The 17365-nt window shown below is 43.5% G+C and carries 14 protein-coding genes and 4 tRNA genes; 2 read left to right on the plus strand and 16 right to left on the minus strand.

Features of this window, described 5'->3' with window-relative positions:
- Positions 1–72: 72 nt before the first annotated feature.
- The 12 genes from ndk to AC0L6N_RS13935 form a co-directional block, all read right to left on the minus strand.
- Positions 73–504 (minus strand): nucleoside-diphosphate kinase, encoded by a 432-nt coding sequence (gene ndk, locus AC0L6N_RS13880; protein WP_006993112.1) that lies wholly within the window; start codon positions 502–504, stop codon positions 73–75.
- 464 nt (positions 505–968) lie between these two features.
- Positions 969–2852 (minus strand): SurA N-terminal domain-containing protein, encoded by a 1884-nt coding sequence (locus AC0L6N_RS13885; protein WP_473475285.1) that lies wholly within the window; start codon positions 2850–2852, stop codon positions 969–971.
- Positions 2853–3022: 170 nt separating this feature from the next.
- Complete coding sequence (locus AC0L6N_RS13890; RefSeq protein ID WP_418889522.1) at positions 3023–3313, minus strand: HU family DNA-binding protein; 291 nt, start codon at positions 3311–3313, stop codon at positions 3023–3025.
- A 220-nt stretch (positions 3314–3533) separates the two neighbouring features.
- The gene (gene lon / locus AC0L6N_RS13895) at positions 3534–5900 is read right to left on the minus strand and encodes an endopeptidase La (protein WP_473475286.1); all 2367 of its coding nucleotides are present in this window, start codon (positions 5898–5900) and stop codon (positions 3534–3536) included.
- Between the two features lie 245 nt (positions 5901–6145).
- Positions 6146–7423, minus strand: a complete 1278-nt coding sequence (gene clpX / locus AC0L6N_RS13900; RefSeq protein WP_473475288.1) for an ATP-dependent protease ATP-binding subunit ClpX — start codon at positions 7421–7423, stop codon at positions 6146–6148.
- 90 nt (positions 7424–7513) lie between these two features.
- Complete coding sequence (gene clpP, locus AC0L6N_RS13905) at positions 7514–8152, minus strand: ATP-dependent Clp endopeptidase proteolytic subunit ClpP (protein ID WP_006993119.1); 639 nt, start codon at positions 8150–8152, stop codon at positions 7514–7516.
- 87 nt (positions 8153–8239) lie between these two features.
- Positions 8240–9550, minus strand: coding sequence for a trigger factor (tig, locus tag AC0L6N_RS13910; protein WP_011575878.1), 1311 nt, complete (start codon positions 9548–9550; stop codon positions 8240–8242).
- 292 nt (positions 9551–9842) lie between these two features.
- A tRNA-Leu gene (locus AC0L6N_RS13915) sits at positions 9843–9927 on the minus strand.
- 3 nt (positions 9928–9930) lie between these two features.
- A tRNA-His gene (locus AC0L6N_RS13920) sits at positions 9931–10006 on the minus strand.
- Positions 10007–10034: 28 nt separating this feature from the next.
- Positions 10035–10111 (minus strand) — tRNA-Arg (locus AC0L6N_RS13925).
- Positions 10112–10141: 30 nt separating this feature from the next.
- Positions 10142–10218 (minus strand) — tRNA-Pro (locus tag AC0L6N_RS13930).
- Between the two features lie 244 nt (positions 10219–10462).
- Positions 10463–11095: a GNAT family N-acetyltransferase gene (locus AC0L6N_RS13935; RefSeq protein WP_011575879.1), complete on the minus strand. Its 633-nt coding sequence runs from the start codon at positions 11093–11095 to the stop codon at positions 10463–10465.
- 169 nt (positions 11096–11264) lie between these two features.
- Here AC0L6N_RS13935 and folD point away from each other — a divergent pair, with 169 nt between their 5' ends.
- Positions 11265–12122 carry a bifunctional methylenetetrahydrofolate dehydrogenase/methenyltetrahydrofolate cyclohydrolase FolD gene (folD, locus tag AC0L6N_RS13940; protein WP_473475291.1) on the plus strand — a complete coding sequence of 286 codons (858 nt, stop codon included), beginning with the start codon at positions 11265–11267 and terminating at the stop codon, positions 12120–12122.
- 16 nt (positions 12123–12138) lie between these two features.
- On the plus strand, positions 12139–12699 hold the full coding sequence (locus tag AC0L6N_RS13945) for a DUF1415 domain-containing protein (RefSeq protein WP_473475293.1): 561 nt from the start codon (positions 12139–12141) through the stop codon (positions 12697–12699).
- Between the two features lie 48 nt (positions 12700–12747).
- Here the strand turns inward: AC0L6N_RS13945 and AC0L6N_RS13950 are convergent, their stop codons facing one another.
- Genes AC0L6N_RS13950 through AC0L6N_RS13965 form a run of 4 tightly spaced genes read right to left on the minus strand, consistent with a single transcriptional unit; the run spans position 12748 to position 17325 of the window.
- A complete protein-coding gene (locus AC0L6N_RS13950) occupies positions 12748–13788 on the minus strand; it encodes a DUF4340 domain-containing protein (protein WP_473475295.1) in 1041 nt (346 codons plus the stop codon).
- On the minus strand, positions 13785–15665 hold the full coding sequence (locus AC0L6N_RS13955) for a GldG family protein (protein ID WP_473475297.1): 1881 nt from the start codon (positions 15663–15665) through the stop codon (positions 13785–13787). The genes AC0L6N_RS13950 and AC0L6N_RS13955 overlap by 4 nt, the downstream gene beginning before the upstream one ends.
- 2 nt (positions 15666–15667) lie before the next feature.
- Positions 15668–16402: an ABC transporter permease gene (locus AC0L6N_RS13960; RefSeq protein WP_011575884.1), complete on the minus strand. Its 735-nt coding sequence runs from the start codon at positions 16400–16402 to the stop codon at positions 15668–15670.
- Positions 16403–16404: 2 nt separating this feature from the next.
- Entirely contained in the window at positions 16405–17325 is a 921-nt protein-coding gene (locus tag AC0L6N_RS13965) for an ABC transporter ATP-binding protein (RefSeq protein ID WP_473475299.1), read from the minus strand.
- Between the last annotated feature and the right edge of the window lie 40 nt (positions 17326–17365).

Genomic DNA, 17365 nt, shown 5'->3' on the forward strand with positions numbered 1-17365 from the left:
TTGTTGGTTGTTCTAGCGCGTTTAGATCGCAAAAGGGAGCCTAAGCTCCCTTACATACAAACGTTAATAAAATTAACGAGTGCGTGGGCAGATTTCTTCGTCAGAGAAGAAGTATGCAATCTCACGTGCCGCTGACTCAGGCGCATCTGAACCGTGACACGCATTTTCGTCGATTGATGCAGCGTAGTCTGCACGCAATGTACCAGCAAGTGCTTCTGCAGGGTTAGTTGCACCCATGATTTCACGGTTTTTAAGAACAGCGTTTTCGCCTTCTAAAACCTGAACCATTACTGGACCTGAAGTCATGAATTCAACCAAAGCGCCGAAGAAAGGACGTTCGCTATGCTCGGCATAGAAACCTTCAGCTTGTTCTTTACTAAGGTGAAGCATTTTAGAGGCAACAATGCGTAGACCTGCGCTTTCGAAACGGTTGTAGATTGCGCCGATTACATTTTTAGCAACTGCGTCTGGTTTGATAATTGAAAAAGTACGTTCTAAGGCCATGATTGGTCTCCGATTACAAAATAAAAAAAGGGCGATTAAAAATTCGCGCGGATTATATGCGTTTCCTTGGCAAAAGCCCAACAAATCACGAAATTAATCTGCCGAGGAATTAAAACTTCGTTGTTCAATGCCCGAGGGACTTTAGATTGACGTATATTCGAAGCGACAAACTGTTTATGATAGCAATCTACAGGAAAACCAATAATAAGGAGAAACGGTGCTTCGCCTACTTTTTTTACTGCCACTTATTTTATGTTTGTTATGGTTTGCTTACCTCAGACTACGAGGATTTTCATTGCGCCAGGGGAAACAAGGCTTCATCTATATCTTGGTTTTCTCCGCTATTATCGCGGCCTTCTATACGGTGATGCTGTGGTTAACAGCCACATAAAAAATATTAAAAAAACGAAAAAGAAAACAACAAAAAAGGAGCCGAAGCTCCTTTTTTATCTTTCAGATAACGCTTAGTAAATTTCTACATCTGCTTGTTCGCGCAGTGCATTAACAAACTCACCATAGGTGAACTGTGCTCGCATTGTAGATAATCTATTTTGTAACGCTGCTACCTCTGTGCTTGGTAACTCAGCGCCATCATTAACTTTCATTAGCTGAACTAAACCGACATCGCCATTGAACAGCTCAACCACTTGCGCGTTTGATTCTTTGTCCTCAGTCAATTTGAACAAAGCTGTCACTAAGGCTGGAGAAATCTGAGAGCCACTTCTTGCAACCGCTTCCTGCTCCTGCCACTCAACGGCTTTAGCTTGCAAGCTTTCGCTGACGTCCTGCTCAGCTTTAATATCAACTAATAAAGTTTCGGCCCACTCTTTAGCTGCTTGCTGTGCTTGCTCAGCCAATAAAATATCATTAATTTCAGGTGATACTTCTTCAAGGGCTTTAGTACGCTGAGCTTCGTAATTAGCAACGCGCACGAACATAACGTGATTGTCGCCTAGCTCGATTACATCGCTGTTTACTTGATCGTTAATCAGCTCATCAGAGAATGCTTGAGCAACAACGTTAGGATAATTAACCGCTGCTGGAACACTGTCTTGGCTAAACATCACGGTTGTGTTGACATCAACCTCAGCGATAGCTGCCACTTCATCAAGTGTATCAGGCGTTTCAAAAGCGACTTCAGCCATGCGTAATTGCTTGGCATAGAACTCTTCTTCAGCGCGTTCAGATTTAAGCTTGGCGATCACGTCTTCTTTCACGTCTGTGAATGGGCTTGTCTCTTCAGGCTTTATATCTGTTAGTTTGATGATGTGGTAACCAAATTCGCTTTCTACCACACTAGAGACATCACCAACATTGGCCAGTGCGAAAGTCGCTTCTTCAAATGCTGGATCCATCATACCTGCGCTAAACCAATCCAAATCGCCGCCATTCTCAGCACTAAATGTATCACTAGAATACTCTTTGGCGAGTTCGGCAAAGTCACCACCGTCGTTAATTTTAGACAAGACATCTTCGGCTTGCTGACGAGCGCCTTGCTCATCATCGTCGAATTCTATAAGAATGTGTGAAGCGCGGCGTTCTTCTTGGGTTCTAAAATCTTGTATATTTTGTTCGTAGTATTGCAGTGCTTCATCATCTGAAACAACAATGTCGGTTAATAAGTCGTCTACTGACAATTCCACATAGGCCAAGCTCACTTTTTGCTCGGTATCAAATTGAGTGATGTTGGCTTGATAATAGTTCTCAACGTCATCGTCAGATACGTTAATACCATCTTTGAAGGATTCGGCAGGTATGGTTAAGTAGCGCGCATCTCGCGTTTGCTGTTGAAGCTTATAAGCCTGTGTGGTTTCAGCTGCTAACGTGAACTCTGAGCCTAGTAATGCATTTGAAAGTTGACGACGAGTCATGTCAACCCGCATATAATCGCGAAATTCGTTTGGCTGAAAGCCAGCTTGACGTAAAACGGCGGTGTAACGCTCATTATCGAATTTGCCGTCAAATTGAAACTCTGGCATTGCGACAATCGCTTGCTTGATTTGTGCATCGCTGACGCGTAAGCCCATATCAATGGCTGCTTGCTCAAGAAGTTTGTCGCCGATTAAACGGTCTAAAACACCCTGCCTAAATTGTTGCAAATAAGCACTATCGGCGGTCAATGCAGCAAATGCTTCACCGTATTGTGACTCCATGCGTCCGCGTTCGTTTTGATAGGCGCGTTCTAAATCGGCTTGAGAAATAGTGTCATCGTTAACTTTAGCTGCCGCAGTTTCGGCAGAAGAATTGATATAGCTACCGACACCGGCAAATACAAAACTTAAAATCACCAATCCTAGGATAGCCATGGCCCAAGTGCCCTGGGTTCCCTCTCTGATTCTTTCCAACATGTTCGTTTTTAACTCCAAATGAGTTGCTTTAGATAAGCTGAATTTTTTTACTAGTTATTAGGGCGTGTTGACCTAAAGAGGCAGGATTATATATTAAACGTAATCATAATTAACAGCAGATAAACAAAAGGCGATGATAAATCATCGCCTTTTTTTTGGAAAAGCTTTGCTTAGTTACAAGCGTCTTTAAGGGCTTTACCCGCTTTGAAAGACGGAACTTTAGCTGCTGAGATTTGAATAGTTTCGCCAGTTTGTGGATTACGACCACTACGAGCTGCACGCTCACGTACTGAGAATGTACCGAAACCTACAAGAGCAACTTGATCACCTTCCTTAAGTGCTGCAGTAATAGCATCAGTCAATGCATCTAGTGCACGTCCTGAAGCTGCTTTAGAAATGTCTGCACTTGCAGCGATTTGGTCGATAAGTTGAGACTTATTCACAATATGATCCCCTTCAATTGTTATTATTTGAGTTTCCGCAAAACAAAAATGCGGCAAACGTTATACCAAGCTTAAATTCGAACTTCAAGCATATATTCACAAAATTTTAACTTTATAGATATCGCCGCAATCCCTTTTGTGACAAGGCCTAAAGCGAAACTGGGATAAAGGCTACCACAACTTATTGCTCTGTGAAGCCCTATTTTCCAAAAAAAACAAAAAAATTCGCCGTAAGTGGCTATTTTTTACCCTTGCTTGGCTTTTCAAGGCTAAAACGCTCGGGATTTTCTTGTAATGCCAGCTCTAAAACATCATCAATCCAGCGCACAGGATGAATTGACAGGTCTTGTTTTACATTATCTGGGATCTCTTGTAAATCGCGTTCGTTCTCTTTCGGAATGATAACTGTTTTTATTCCGCCTCTATGTGCTGCCAGCAGTTTCTCTTTCAAACCGCCAATTGCAAGCACTTCGCCCCGTAAAGTAATTTCACCTGTCATGGCCACATCACAGCGCACAGGATTGCCCGTAAGTGCAGAAATCAATGCCGTGCACATGCCAATACCAGCACTCGGCCCATCTTTAGGGGTTGCTCCTTCAGGTACGTGCACGTGAATGTCACGCTTCTCATGAAAATCACTGTTGATACGCAGCTTTTCAGCTCGGCTACGCACCACCGTCATCGCCGTTTGTATCGACTCTTGCATAACATCACCCAACGAGCCCGTTGAGGTCATCTTGCCTTTACCCACGACCGATGTCGCCTCAATGGTCAATAGCTCCCCACCGACCTGAGTCCAAGCCAACCCTGTTACTTGGCCAACCTGGTTATTGTTTTCTGCCTTTCCGTAATCAAAGCGTTGCACACCTAAATATTCAGACAGATTATCTTGAGAGACAGTGACGGACTTTATGTCTTTGTTGAGTAAAATATTCTTCACCGCTTTGCGGCACACTTTGGATATTTCCCGCTCTAAGCTACGCACACCCGCTTCACGCGTGTAATGACGGATCATACCAATGATCGCGGACTCTTCGATCACTAACTCTTTGCTCTTCAAACCATTTCGACTGATTTGTTTCTCAAGTAAGTGGCGTGTGGCGATGTTTAGTTTTTCATCTTCTGTGTAGCCAGATAAACGAATCACTTCCATTCTGTCCAACAACGGTCCGGGAATGTCCATACTGTTCGACGTAGCAACAAACATGACGTCAGACAGATCATAATCAACTTCTAAGTAGTGATCACTAAACGTGCTGTTTTGCTCAGGGTCAAGCACTTCTAATAACGCTGAAGATGGATCTCCACGCATGTCAGAAGACATTTTGTCGATTTCATCAAGTAAAAACAGTGGATTTTTCACCCCCACTTTTGCCATTTTCTGGATCAACTTACCCGGCATAGAGCCGATGTAAGTACGTCTGTGGCCGCGTATTTCTGCTTCATCACGAACACCACCTAACGCCATGCGCACGTATTTGCGCCCTGTTGCTTTGGCAATAGACTGTCCCAGTGAGGTTTTACCCACCCCTGGAGGGCCCACTAAGCATAATATTGGTCCCTTGAGCTTTCTAACGCGTTGTTGAACTGCTAGATACTCAATAATACGTTCTTTGACCTTTTCGAGCCCGTAGTGCTCCGTATCAAGCAACTTATCAGCGGCAGCTAAATCTTTCTTCACTGCACTGCGTTTAGTCCAAGGCACATTGGTTAGCCAATCGATGTAGCTACGCACAACGGTGGCTTCGGCAGACATAGGTGACATCATTTTTAATTTGCTAAGTTCGGTCGTTGCTTTTTTCTTAGCTTCTTCTGGCATCTTAGCGTCGTCGATTTTTTTGCTTAGCGCTTCAAATTCGTCAGGCGCTTCGTCTAGTTCACCGAGTTCTTTTTGGATGGCTTTCATTTGCTCATTCAAATAATACTCGCGCTGACTCTTCTCCATCTGTTTCTTAACGCGGGTACGAATTTTTTTCTCGACCTGCAGCAAATCTATTTCACTTTCCATCAATGCCATCAAGTATTCAAGACGATCGTTAACCTGATCCATTTCTAATACTTTTTGCTTTTCAGCTAATTTAAGGGGCATATGCGCTGCCATGGTATCGGCTAGGCGAGCAGCTTGCTCAATCCCGCTTAACGAAGTCAGTACTTCAGGTGGGATCTTCTTATTAAGTTTTACATACCCTTCAAACTGAGAAATCGCTGAGCGAATAATGACTTCTTGCTCATTCTCTTCGACTTCAAGGTCGTCTTTATTCGAAATATTTGCGATGAAAAAATCATCGGTGCTGACAAATTCAGCAATTTGAGCACGCTGATTACCTTCTACCAACACTTTCACCGTGCCGTCTGGTAACTTTAACAGCTGCAAAATGGTCGCTATGGTGCCGACAGTAAAAATATCATCAGGCTGTGGCTCATCGGTACTGGCGTCTTTTTGCGCGACTAAAAATATTTGTTTGTCTTTATCCATCGCGGCTTCTAAGCAACGTATCGACTTCTCGCGACCGACAAATAAGGGAATAACCATATGCGGATAAACCACCACATCACGTAATGCCAAGACCGGCATTTCTGTGTAATCAACATTCTCTTTGGTCATATATTGTCTCGTGTAATAAAAAGGAAAATCTTCGCAATGAAATTGTATATGGGGCTTAGCACAAAAAGTTCAAACGAAAAACTGAAACTAACCTCATTAGCTGTTCATTCTATACCACTAATAGAGCATAAAAAGTGAAGCGAAAAAAGTGTATCCGTGAAGATGAGGGGGAAGATTGGAGATAAATCTGATAATAGAAAATGAAAAGGCTCCCTTAGGAGCCTTTACTATTTATAACGCATTGGTTATTCCGAAATGGATTTTTTATCCGCTGCACTATCGTAAATTAGAATCGGTTTTGATTCCCCACGAATGACAGTTTCATCGATTACCACTTTGCTTACGTTCGACATAGAAGGTAACTCGTACATTGTGTCGAGTAACACTGCCTCAACAATTGAACGCAGACCACGAGCACCTGTTTTACGTGACATCGCTTTCTTAGCTATCGCTTGCAAAGCATCTTCTCTAAACTCTAACTCAGTATCTTCTAAAGAGAATAAAGCCGCATATTGTTTCGTAAGAGAGTTTTTCGGCTCACGCAAAATTTGAATAAGTGCTTCTTCACTCAACTCTTCAAGACTGGTCAGAACAGGCAAACGCCCGATAAACTCAGGAATTAGACCGTATTTGACCAAATCCTCCGGCTCAACTTTTTTCAACAACTCGCCTTCTTTCGACTTGTTGCTGCTGTCTTTAATTGCTGTACCAAAACCAATACCGGTGCCTGTATGCGCGCGTTGTTCAATGACTTTATCAAGCCCCGCAAATGCCCCACCACAGATAAACAGAATTTTAGAGGTATCGACTTGCAAAAACTCTTGTTGAGGATGTTTACGTCCACCTTGCGGCGGAACAGACGCAATGGTGCCTTCAATCAGCTTAAGCAAAGCCTGCTGCACGCCCTCACCGGATACATCTCGTGTAATCGATGGGTTATCTGACTTACGAGAGATCTTGTCGATTTCATCGATATAAACGATTCCGCGCTGCGCCTTTTCAACATCGTAGTCGCATTTTTGCAATAACTTCTGAATGATATTCTCTACATCTTCACCAACATAACCCGCTTCGGTCAGAGTAGTCGCATCGGCCATCGTAAATGGAACATCTAATAAACGAGCTAGTGTTTCAGCGAGCAAGGTTTTACCACTACCTGTTGGGCCCATTAGCAAAATATTACTTTTACCTAGTTCAACACCGTCATGCACGTCACCATTACGCAATCGTTTATAGTGGTTATATACTGCGACGGAAAGCACCTTCTTGGCGTGTTCTTGACCGATGACATAATCATCCAGATGACTGTGGATCTCTTTCGGTGTAGGAAGCTCGTCTTGCTTTTGCTTCGGAGCGATTTCTTTGATCTCTTCGCGAATAATGTCATTACATAATTCAACGCATTCATCGCATACAAAAACTGACGGGCCAGCGATGAGCTTTCTCACTTCATGCTGGCTTTTCCCACAAAAAGAACAATAAAGTAGCTTGTTATCGCCATCTCCGCTTTGCTTATCACTCATCTATTATCTCTTCTTTATTTGGTTGACCTAGTGCGCTTTAATGCTCTTTCCTTGCAAATGGGCGCACTAAACAAAATCAACAATAACTAATTACTTCTTAGCGTCGCTATTGCTAGCATCCGGTCTGTTAGCGAGTACTTGATCCACTAAACCGTAATCCACAGATTCCTGCGCGCTTAAGAAATTATCTCTGTCGGTATCACGAGCTACTTTATCGTAGTCTTGACCCGTATGAGCCGCCATCAAGCGATTCATTTTCTCTTTAATTGACAGGATTTCTTTGGCATGAATTTCAAAATCAGACGCCTGACCTTGGAATCCGCCCAACGGCTGATGGATCATAACGCGGGCATTCGGTAGACAGTAACGCTTACCTTTCGCACCACCAGACAACAAAAATGCGCCCATACTAGCCGCCTGACCGATGCACACTGTGCTGACATCAGGTTTAATAAAGTTCATGGTGTCGTAAATCGCCATACCGGCTGTCACTGAACCGCCAGGAGAGTTGATGTAAAGGAAAATATCCTTTTCTGGATTTTCAGCTTCTAAAAATAACATCTGTGCGACGATAAGGTTAGCCATATGGTCTTCGACTTGGCCAACCATGAAAATGACGTTCTCTTTTAGCAAGCGTGAATAAATATCATAAGAGCGCTCGCCTTTAGCGGTTTGTTCAACCACCATAGGTACTAATGCATTTGTAGGATCAAACGGTGTATTCATCATATATATTTCTTCACAAATAAAAATGCTCGGTATTTACCGAGCATTTAAGCAGTTGCAGACTAGATAAGTCAATTAACAAAGGGCAAATTACGCCTGTTTGTTCATGATCTCATCAAAAGCTTTGTTTACTTCTTTCACATTTGCTTTGCTAAGAAGCACTTCAACAGCTTGCTCTTCTAACGCGACATTTTGCATTTGCTGCATCAATTCGTCATTAGTTTTGTAGTACTCAATCACTTCTTGAGGATCTTCGTACGCTGAAGCCGCTGTTTCGATCAATGCATCAACCTTAGCAGAGTCTACTTTCAACTCTTCAGTTTTGATGATTTCGCCAAGCAACAAGCCAATTGAAACACGCTTACGAGCGTTTTCTTGGAACAAGTCAGCTGGAAGCTCAGGAAGATTATCAACATTACCACCTTGTTGCTGGCTGAAGCGCTGCTTAGCTTGCTCACGTAGGGCGTTAATTTCTTGATCAACCAATGCTTTAGGCAAGTCAATTTCGTTGTTTGCCAACAAACCTTCGATAACTTGCTCTTTTACGTTAGCTTTCAACGTTTGCTCAAGTTCACGTTGCATGTTTTTGCGTACTTCAGCATTAAGTGCTTCAACGTCGCCGTCTTCTACACCAAACAATTTAGCAAACTCTTCGTCAACTTTAGGAAGGCTAAGACCTTCTACTTTGTTAACAGTAATTTTGAATTGGGCTTCTTTACCCTTAAGTGCTTCTGCATGGTAATCTTCAGGGAAGGTCACGTCAGCAACAACTTCTTCGCCGGCTTTAGCGCCAACAATTGGCTTTTCAAAACCAGGGATCATACGATCTTTGCCCATTTCGAGTTCGAAGTTTTCAGCTTTACCGCCTTCAAACTCTTCACCGTCGATAGTACCAACGAAATCTACCGTCACGCGGTCATCTTTCTTAGATTTACGCTTTACTTCTTTCCAAGTAGCGTGCTGTTTGCGCAACGTTTCCATCATCGTTTCAAGATCAGCATCAGTAATTTCTACTACTGGTTTCTCTACTTCGATTTTCTCAACGTCTTTGACTTCCACCTCAGGATAAACTTCAAACGCAGCAACAAACTCTAAGTCTTGTCCGTCAACGTCTGTCTTCATTTCGAAGTTAGGCATGCCTGCTGGCGTAATTTTTTCTTGAACGATTGCTTCATAGAAGTTGCGCTGCATAGCTTCGCCAGCAATCTCTTGACGTACGGCTTGACCATAACGTTTTTTAATAACGCTTACTGGAACTTTACCTGGGCGAAAACCATTAATACGTTGGGTCTTAGCTAACTGTTGTAAGCGAGACTTAACCTGTGAATCAATTGATTCTGCAGGAACAGTGATGGTAAGACGGCGTTCTAAACCTTGAGTCGTCTCAACGGAAACTTGCATTCTTCTACCTCAACTTTGCGCTCGTCTGCGCATTTATAAAATTTTTGATGGGTTTTTTTATCGGTGGGATTCGACCAAGGTAAACTTAATCCACCCATGCAATCGCGAGTTGACCTATTTATCTTCTCGCCTATCCGGATAAAAAAGACGCAGCAGTATAGCGATACAGCTACTTTAAGTCGAGCCGAAATGCGAAATAGTTTAATTCAAAAAATTAACGAAGAAGTATAGTCAGAAATAGAGGATATAAAGAGAGTAAAACGAAATGTAACTGAGATATAAATAACAAAGATGGTGCGGAAGGAGAGACTTGAACTCTCACGCCCTAAGGCACTGGAACCTAAATCCAGCGTGTATACCAATTTCACCACTTCCGCAAGTGGGGTGGACGATGGGGCTCGAACCCACGACAACCGGAATCACAATCCGGGGCTCTACCAACTGAGCTACGCCCACCAAAGCTAACATTGTTGCCAGGTTCGCGTGGTGCGCCCGGCAGGATTCGAACCTGCGACCACCCGCTTAGAAGGCGGGTGCTCTATCCAGCTGAGCTACGGGCGCTCTACGAATCTGTTACAATTTTAGAGAAAGTGGTCGGTGAGACAGGATTCGAACCTGCGACCCCTTGGACCCAAACCAAGTGCGCTACCAAGCTGCGCTACTCACCGACTTAACAACCCGAAGAGTTATTCTCTGTCTCTCAACGGGGAGCGCATAGTAAACAGATGTATTTCTGGCGTCAAACACTTTTTTAAAAGAAATTTACTGACTGCTGCTTTTTTTAGCAATATGACTGCGAATCAAACAAAATGAGCATTAATCACACTGATACGCCGTCAATTCTTTCGTATCGAATGATAGCTACTCATCACTCATTTCTTCAAATTCCATGCTAACAATCCTAGAACAAGCTTATTTTTCGCCATCAAATGTCCACCTGCCGTTCTTTTTTGGACTAAACCCAATGCGATTTAAGTAATTTTCATGTTCATAACTGTCAGCCAGTGCCACTATTTCTGTATATCCAAACTGTTTTGCGAGTTGCTGCCCCTTACCAATTACGTATTCACCGAGGTGACAATCACGATAAGCGGGGATCACGAAATCAAAATCAACCACAAACTGACCACCTTCTTCGCTAAAGCCTGACAACATACCTACGACCTCGGTTCGCTCAGTAAGAAAAAAATAAGCGCGACGCGGGTCGGCTGAGACTTTCATAAAGCGCGGAAACAGGTGTTTGATTTCTTGTTTGTGGTAATCCAGAAAGAAATCCACGTAATTTGATGGGCGACTCACAGCAAGGACTGAAAATTGACGCTCAACATCAAACAGTAGCCTGCGCAGAAAAAACAAATTCGTCAGGGTGATAAAGCCATTTAATATCGCCACTGGGTAAGCCTGGATAATAATACCGTATAAGCAAAATGACGATGCTCCCGCTAAATTGAACCAACGCAGACGTACAATCGAACTGCGCGTTAAAGAATAAGCAATTACCGCTGACGCACAATAACCAAAAATTTCTACTGGAGAGAGTTCCAAACCACACACCTTTATAAAGAGATTAAATTACGTAGACGCATATCTTTGTTTAGAAGCCGCAAAGGGGCAAGCAGATTCGATACTATTTACTAATTAGCACAAGTCCGATTGTTGAATCTGGTACAGTATGTGACAATACAGCCCCCTAGTCTTTCAGTTACTTTATACTATGCCTGCTCAAAAAATTGATGGTAAATTAATCGCTCAACAGGTGCGTCAGCACGTAAAATCTCATGTTGAATCTATTGTTTCTTCGGGTAAACGCCCCCCCGGCTTAGCTGTCGTTTTAGTAGGTAGCGATGCGGCATCCCATGTCTATGTGACCAACAAGCGCAGAGCCTGCGAAGAAGTAGGCTTTGTTTCTAAATCCTACGACTTACCTTCAACGACGTCACAACAGAAGCTGCTCGAACTTATCGATACTTTAAATGCAGATGAGGAAATTGACGGCATATTAGTGCAACTACCTTTACCCGCAGGCTTAGACAAGGAACAAGTTCTTGAACGGATATTACCGCATAAAGATGTAGACGGTTTCCACCCTTACAATATTGGCCGCTTGGCTCAGCGTATCCCAGCACTGCGCCCTTGTACCCCTAAAGGCATTATGACTCTCATCGAGTCGACTAAACGTCCAATAAAAGGTTTAGATGCGGTTATCGTAGGTGCCTCAAATATTGTTGGCCGACCTATGTTTATGGAATTATTACTTGCGGGCTGCACAGTCACTAGCTGCCACAAATTCACTAAAGATTTACAGTCTCATGTTGAGCGGGCTGACTTAATAGTGGTGGCCGTGGGTATTTCTGCATTTATACCAGGTGAATGGATTAAACCAGGCGCAATTGTGATCGATGTAGGTATTAATCGTCAAACAGATGGCACACTCATTGGCGATGTGGATTACGCGACTGCGGAGCAACGAGCAGGCTGGATAACACCGGTTCCTGGAGGCGTAGGCCCCATGACAGTCGCGAGCCTTATCGAAAATACGTTAGAAGCTTACGTTAAGTACCACTCAAACTAAGGTATACCTGCGTCACGTGAATATCTGTGCACACCACCCTGATGTCATTCAATCCATTCGCACTTGGTTGAGTGACATCATCATTGGCCATAACTTTTGCCCTTTCGCGAAACGTGAATTTGAGCGCAATAGCATTAAGTATACGGTAAGCGACGCGTATTCATTAGCAGATGCTACGGAACAATTTCTGGCTGAGCTTCAAACACTGGAAGAAAATAATACCATTGAGACCAGCTTGATTATTTTCAGCTCAGGTTTCAAATCCTTCGATGACTACCTAAATTTGGTTGAAATGAGTCAAGCGCTCATCGACAAAGGGGGATACGCTGGTGAGTTTCAGCTTGCCAGCTTTCATCCGGATTATTGTTTTGAGGGCGAGCCTCTAGAGGATTTGTCCCACTATACGAATCGAGCTCCCTATCCTATTTTGCATGTGCTGCGAGAGAGTAGCCTTGAGCGGGTGTTAAAAACCTTTCCTGATCCTGAAAATATCCCAACACGAAATATCGCCAAAGCACGCCAGTTAGGCAACGAATATTGGCAACAAGTCATGCAGCGCCTGAACCCTGTTAAATAAGTCAGAGTACACTGCCTTATTTGGCTAACGCTGTTAAGTTCTATCGACTTACTTAGGTGATTCACCTTCATCAATAGGATAAGAGCGTATCGGTTCTTGTGCTTCTTCTTGCGCTTGTTCAAGTAAAAAGTCATTTAGGTTTTTATTCAATTGTTCAGCATTGAATTTCGGTATTTGATAAATCCAATCAGCCCAATAATCAGTCGGAGTCGCATTGGCAACACGTAAATACGCGTTGTCTTGCGTTTGCGCAAGTTCAACTCGAAACGCGTGTCCATAGGCCGTGTTCACATCTAACGTTAACATTGGCGTTAACGTTTCCCATTGATGTGTTGATAAAGGCAAAAGCTGCTCGAAGTGCAAGCCGGCAAGATTAAGAGCGACGGCATCTAATACCCCAGCGTACTTAAGCGCTTGATTCTGCCCTCGACCAGTTAACAAAAATGACTCATCTGGGCCGGCTCTCACAATCTGCCACGTATCGCCATCGACGCGGGAAATACTGGATAAATCCGTTTCATCAAACGGTAAGATAGGCTGCTGTAACCATTCACTATTCGTCATGGGCAAGTTTATCCCGCGGTCGCTTAGCCACGCTTGCGACTGCTTGGGTATACGCATGTAACTTCTATTGCCTACTGAAGATTGATTGCCTACTAATACTTGCCAAGATTTACCGTTACCGCCAAGCGAAACTAAGGTGGCTAAGCTGTCTTCGGCTGAAATATCTTGTAAGCCTAAATGGTGATAATAAATCGCTTTGGCTGTTTTTGGTTCGATTAACTCAGCTTGGGAAAGCGCATTCACTAATGTAGCCAGCTTCTCTCGGTCTACTGGAAACATCCCCACTTGTACACCATTGTCAGCATAGACTTCTGTCTGCCAACGATCACCCTCGCGCCGAGCATTAAGTAAAACACCTGTGGCATTTGTCAAAGTGATACGATCTACAAAAGCTGCATTTTCATTCAGTGATGGAAGTGCCATATCTGCTGCATCTTGAGAGCTAAGGTCGTGATGCAAAAGCCAATAACCTGCCCCACACGCCAATACAGTAAGTACGCCTAATACTATTAGAGAACGATTCATGATGGCTCCCCAGCACCTGCAACGGGCGACGTATTTTTAGCCTTGTAGCGACTACGTGACAAACGCCTAACCCCCATCAGTAATAGCACTAACACTAATGGAGCAATAACAATGTTGGTGAACTTAATAAGGTTGCCCAAGGTTTCAATATCCTTATCTAACTGGTGACGCACTTCTCGCAGGGATTTGCGTATTTCAATTTTCTGAGTCATAAAATCGTCAATGGCTTTTTGCTGCTGCGAAGAAATGACTAACGCCCCCCCCTCACCTTGCTGCTCTTGCAATTGCGCCAACTGCAACTCGGCCTCTTCCAACTGTTGTTGAAGTATTTTTTCCTGCTCTCGGAATTTTTGCTCCGCGACCAATTTGAGCTGCTCAACCTTATCAAAAGGCCGTGCAAAAGTGCCTCGACTTCGAATGCTTATGAGTGCATCACTGCCTGCAAGATTCTCAACCGCGTTGGTGACGAAATCACCGTTGTTGGCAAATGGCGTGGTAATGGTTTGACCAAAAAATGATGATTGCTGCACCCAAAATCTGTCTGATAGTAAATCGGTATCACCCACTAACATTACATTTAAGTCTCTTGTGCTGGATAAAGCTCCTTCGCTTTCAATGCCCTCTGGCGGCAACTCGAAAGCCGACTTTGCATTTCCTGTGATCCTCGTGGCCAACACATACTCTTGATTACTGCTTGTATATTCCTGACTTAACGCTAAAGGCTCTCTTGTCTGTGCGTATAATGCACTATCGATCAGATCTGAATTTTGAGTTGAATGAATAAGCGTAGCCCAGCGCAGGCCTGTACTAGCGCCTTTTTTAAAAACCCCAAAAGACGCCCCATTAATCAAATCTAAATTTGAAGTGGTTACGTCTTTATCGTTCAGTTCATTGGCGCTAAAGCCCACAAAACCGAAGTGCCTAGCAACATCACCGCTTTGGGTGCGCACATCTAAGCCTGCATAAGCATCGAGCAAGACGTGCTGCTCGTCGTAGTTAACGCCCCATGCTTTAAACAAACGAGAAAGGTTCGAACTGTTCGCTCCCATGCCTGACCCCACAAGCATGCTCATTTGATCTGATTCATTATGCGGATCAACAAAAATCAGGGCTCTTCCACCTTTCATCGTGTATTGATCGATGGCGTATAATAACTCGTCGCTTAAATTTTTTGGGTGAGCGACAATTAACACATCGGTACCTTTAGGTAACTCTGTCGCATCGCTGCCGATTTTATCGACGACATATAGTTGCTGTAACTGTGTATAAAAGGTCCACGGTTGTTCGAACTCACCCGTCATCGGATTTTGTCCGCCTGCCACTGGCAAATCAGTTAATAACGTCACTTTAACTTGCTTAGGATTAACCAGTTGATAAATCAATTTACTGATTTCGTACTCTAAAAATCGCTCCTGCTGAGGATCAAAGAACGCAATCACTTGCTGGTCATCTAGCGCATTTGTTGCGCCCAACCCTAAATAAATCGCTTCTCCGGCGGTACCGATGTTTGCGCCTGTGAGTCCAAACTGATCTGCCCTATCCTCTTTTTCAGAAAAAGGTTCGGGGTCAAGAATATGCAGTTTAATTTTACCGTTGGAACGCCCAGCATATTCTTCAAGTAAACTTTGTACCCGCACCGCGTAATTACGCAAAGTCGTCATATTCTTTGATGCTTTGTCGGAGAAGAAAAAGTACAGATTCAACGGCTCATCAATTTCCGTTAAAATTTGCTGACTACCTTGCGACAAAGAATAAACATTGTTCTCAGTTAAATCGACACGATATACGCTAAGCAACTGATTATTCAGTAAAACTAAGGCGCAAAACAGTATTGCGATAAAGAGCATGCTTAACCAAGTAATAAATCGAGTAGACATGGTTAATCCGCCTTCTTTTGTTCAATAATAAGTAAACCTGCGTACAGCCAAGCCATTGTCACGAGCAAGAAGTACCCCAAATCATTTAGTGCTATCACGCCTTTTGCCATCGCTTCAAAATGGGTCAAGAAGCTAAATGACGCCACAGTATCGAGTAATAGCGAAGGTGCCCAGCCTTTAAATGAATCCAATACGATCGAACTGCCACTGACGACGAACAAAAAACACACCACAATAGCCAGAATAAAGGCGATAATTTGATTCTTGGACAAGGCAGACATACACATGCCGATAGCCAAAAAAGCGCCCGCCATCAACCAACTCCCTAAGTATGCCGCGACAATGATGCCATTATCAGGCTGTCCGAGATAATTAACCGTTAGCCACAATGGAAAAGTCAAAATTAAGGCTAATCCTAAAACGCTCCAGGCTGCTAAAAATTTACCTAATGTTACCTGCCAAGTGCTCACGGGTAAGGTCATTAATAATTCTATACTGCCACTTTTGCGCTCTTCGGCCCAACTACGCATGGCGATAGCGGGTACCAAGAACAAATATAACCAAGGATGAAAATTGAAGAAGGCCAATAAATCAGCTTGGCCTCGCTCATAAAAACCGCCGATAAAGAAAGCAAAGACCGAAGATAGCACTAAGAAAATGCCGATAAAGACGTAGGCGACAGGTGAGGCAAAGTAACCTGCAAACTCCCGTTTAAACAAAATAAAAATATGTGCCACAGCTAAGCAACCTCCGTTGTCAAATCTCTAAAGACTTGGTCTAAACGACCTTGCTCAATAAACAAAGTATCCACGGGTAATTTCGCACGCTGCACATGAGCAGTGACCTCATGCAATATATGTTGTCCCGGTTCAGGAAAAAGCGTGACGTGACCTGTTTTTTGCTCGACCTCCATTTCAGCTACCCCTTCTAACTCCGCTAAACCAGAGATATCAGCTAGATAACTTAAATGGATCGTAACCGCTTGATAATAACGCGACCGCTGCTGCAATCTTAAAGGCGTATCATCAAACAACAGCTTTCCTTTAGCGATGATCATCACACGGTTACACACAGCCGTGACTTCTTCTAAAATGTGAGTGGAAATGATGACTATTTTGTCTTGGGCAAGTTGTGTGATTAACTCGCGTACTTGATGTTTCTGATTCGGGTCGAGACCGTCAGTAGGCTCGTCTAGGATCAATATATCCGGGTCATGAATCAATGCCTGAGCAAGACCAACGCGTCGTTTAAAGCCCTTTGATAAGTTCTCAATAGGTCGATTGACGACCTCTTGTAACTCAATTTTTTCGATGACGTTTCGAATGCGTTGTTCCTTTTCTTTACCCCTAAATCCTCGGACCTCGGCAATAAATTTTAGAAACTGATAAGTCGTCATATCGCCGTAGGCTGGTGCACCTTCTGGTAAATAACCAATTCGTTCCTGAATGTCCTTCGTATGCTGCGAGATAGACATATCAAAAATATCAATACTACCGTGAGTCGGCTGCAAGAAACCCGTGAGCATTTTCATAGTGGTAGACTTACCGGCGCCGTTTGGCCCCAAAAAACCGACTATGTCTCCAGGTTTGACGTCAAAGTTGAGATCCTCGACCGCAGAAAAATGACCGAACGATTTCGACAAATTCTTAACAGATATCATTGTTTTCCTAATTATGATCTAAAGACAGCGTGATCAAGAT

It is taken from the genome of Paraglaciecola sp. G1-13 (genome assembly GCF_055809255.1).